Origin of the sequence: Bacteroides coprosuis (assembly GCF_020741705.1) — a bacterium.
In the GTDB taxonomy this organism is placed as follows: Bacteria; Bacteroidota; Bacteroidia; order Bacteroidales; family Bacteroidaceae; genus Bacteroides_E; species Bacteroides_E coprosuis.
On record NZ_DYYK01000098.1, the window covers coordinates 1 to 2,862 of the forward strand.

Here is a 2,862-nt window from a genome sequence, read left to right on the forward strand (position 1 = left end):
AACTAAACCCAAAAACATTTGCCAAGTCGTCACAGTCAAACCACACTTCACCTTTAACTGGGATTGTCCCAATCTTTTTACCATTAAAATCTAAAATCTTGATACCATTATCCATATTATTCCTTCCTCCTATTTTGTTAATAATATATACAGACTTATCAACCGTTACTATTATTACCTTCCTAAAATAAATCCGTAATCACAGTGTACCATTGATATTTGATATTGTCAACTGTTTCTATTAAAAGAAGATTAAACATTGACAATTGTCATTCGTTACTATATAATAGAGAAAGTAATGAATAGATCTCAACCACTTCTATCTATATGCTTCGCATATAATACTACCGCACTCCGTTTGCTCATTGCAACTGCTGACGCAGTCACAATGTTATTATATATTATTTTTAGTACCTATAAAAAAACGGAACAATTAGGTACTATATAAGAGGTTTATATATAGGGGCTATTTGTTCCGATTTTCTTAATAATTTCTTAATAATTAGGAATGATAATGCAATAGTGTGAAGATGCTTTAGCATCGAACACAGCGGGAATATTGCGCAAGCAATATGACACATGCTAATGTGTACGTGGTTGAGAGCTAATTAAGATAGGAAGAGGTGAATATGACAAAAATAAAATAGATTCAAAATGTAAAGTAGAACAAATATTAATCTTCAAGTAATGAAAGGAAACTATTTTATGAATAATTATTTTTATTGTTATAATAATCAATTAAAAAATTGGTTAGTAAAAAAAGGAAGAAGGTACATAACTGAAGGAGTCAACAAAAATAGCGGATCTACATTTTTCCTATTTGAGAAAAGTCCAGAACTAGATGAATACATAAATCAGTATAGAGTAATCCAAAATAAAAAACGGAACAAGTATAAAAACAAGAAATCAAAAACATAACAACTATGATTGAGTCAAAAGAAAGGTGATATATTTGAGTCGATACATTATTGATGATTTTTTAGATAATGAAAAATTCATAACTAAAAAACAAAAAGAAGCATATATTAAAGAAGGAAGATTTGAAGGGAACAGTAAGAAATCTATTAAAAAAGCATTTGAACGTTATTATACGTCATTTGAATGGGGTCGCAAGAAAAAGGGACAGCCAATGTATTTTGAATTAGGTGAAAAACGTAATATTCCTATTAGTAATGATAAGAGAACATCTGTACAAACGACAGAAATAACTGAAATTTGTATTAAAGCCATAAAATCTGTATTAACCGAAGAGTCGAAAAAAGAAACACAGGAATATCAAGAGAGTGACAATGGTTTTATAAATTATAATTTCAAGAATAATCTAGGAAGATTGGCTTTAACACCAATGGGATGGTTTGTTGCTTCTGGATTGATAGAGGATGACTTTAGAAAGTTTTGTAATAATCATTATGATTCTGACCCAACTAAAAGTGATAAGTACTGGACAGAAAAATATTATGCAGAATTAAAGAGTAAAAGAATACGTGAAGAATTTAGAAAAATAAAAAGGAAGTTTCATTTTATTAAAATACCAGTTTTAGTATATGAAGATCAAAGTCCAGTTCTAATGGGTATTAGAGACAATGCAATATTAGAAATGTTTCTGAAGGAGTTAGATAAAAATCCTTTGTGTGAGAAGCCGAGGCCGTTTCGTAACATTACTAATAAAGCAAAAACATATAATGATTTACTTGGTAAATATTTAAAAGAACGATTTGGTACAGATAAAATGTACTATGTATATCAATTAAAAATACGAGATTATGGTGTAGAAAAAATATCAAATGATGATATTGAAAAATTTAGAAGTATAATAAAAGACAGTACAGACAGAAAGATGTTAGAACATCAGTCTGCTATAAGTATAGAGTATGCAGCTAATTGTTTAGCCAGAATGGAAGTCCTAGAATACCATGGCAATCCAGATATAGACAAAACCATAGATAATATAAGCAGTAAACCATTGAGTAGGATTGTTTCTGAAAGAGGTGTCTTTCCAACTTTCATATCTTTAGACAAGGAGTTAGGATTCGGTGATACAAGTAAAGAGAATATTGAATATTTTATTAGAGATGATAAGATGTTTAAGTCAAATGTAGATAAAAGACTTGTAGAAATAGAACACGAAACAGAAGAATACGGATCAATGAATTATAAGATGGAAGACTTTTTTAATTAGGAAGTGAGTATATGAAAGTAACAAAAGAAGATGAAGATTTATTTGGTAAGAGAGTCATACGCATATTCAAAGAGTTAAATAACGCTTCATTGTCTGAGTTAAGAATAATATCAAATGCATGTAATATGTTAATAGGGAGAAGAGAAGAAGAAAAGGAAATCAGAGATAAAATACAAGACGTTCAAAATGGTATGGGGTGTATGTATCCAGAGATAAACCTTGAAGAATGGGACTATGAATCAATGGATGAGTTTCTTAAAAAAGAAGATAAAAGATTATTGTAAAAAAAACATAAGAGTAACGGTTGACAAGATATAAAATAAATGGTATACTTACCTCAGTAAGTTAAATGAAAGGAAGATGTTGTTTAATGAGTTTAACCAAAGAACAAGCCAAGCAAGATAAAGCATGGAATCGTGCGATTACTAAGGCTGGTAAAGAAGCTGAAGTGAAACACGAAGAGATGGTTAGACGTGCCAAAGTTAGAGCGAAAGCAAAGACTACGGACAAAAATAAAGATAAAAAATAAACTGTGTAAGTTTTTCCATGTAAAACAACTCCTCGATCTCTTATAGCGAGTAAGCGGAAAATTACTAGTGCTACAGTGGATGCGAGTTCCACTAAGAGATATATGCGGAGATGACGAGCGGTTAAGTCACGGGCCTCATAAGCCTGTTTATGTG

Annotated in this window: 3 protein-coding genes; all 3 read left to right on the plus strand. The window is 30.4% G+C overall.

The features are described from left to right. The first annotated feature begins 952 nt into the window (after positions 1-952). On the plus strand, positions 953-2,179 hold the full coding sequence (locus tag K8V80_RS05805; RefSeq protein ID WP_276776030.1) for a hypothetical protein: 1,227 nt from the start codon (positions 953-955) through the stop codon (positions 2,177-2,179). A gap of 11 nt (positions 2,180-2,190) precedes the next feature. Next, entirely contained in the window at positions 2,191-2,463 is a 273-nt protein-coding gene (locus K8V80_RS05810) for a hypothetical protein (RefSeq protein ID WP_276776031.1), read from the plus strand. A gap of 86 nt (positions 2,464-2,549) precedes the next feature. Beyond that, the gene (locus K8V80_RS05815; RefSeq protein WP_276776032.1) at positions 2,550-2,708 is read left to right on the plus strand and encodes a hypothetical protein; all 159 of its coding nucleotides are present in this window, start codon (positions 2,550-2,552) and stop codon (positions 2,706-2,708) included. Positions 2,709-2,862: the final 154 nt, after the last annotated feature.

Bases quoted from the DNA above. Each gene is read 5' to 3' on its own strand.
- K8V80_RS05810 (WP_276776031.1), top strand. From the start codon at position 2,191: ATGAAAGTAACAAAAGAAGATGAAGATTTATTTGGTAAGAGAGTCATA.
- K8V80_RS05815 (WP_276776032.1), top strand. From the start codon at position 2,550: ATGAGTTTAACCAAAGAACAAGCCAAGCAAGATAAAGCATGGAATCGT.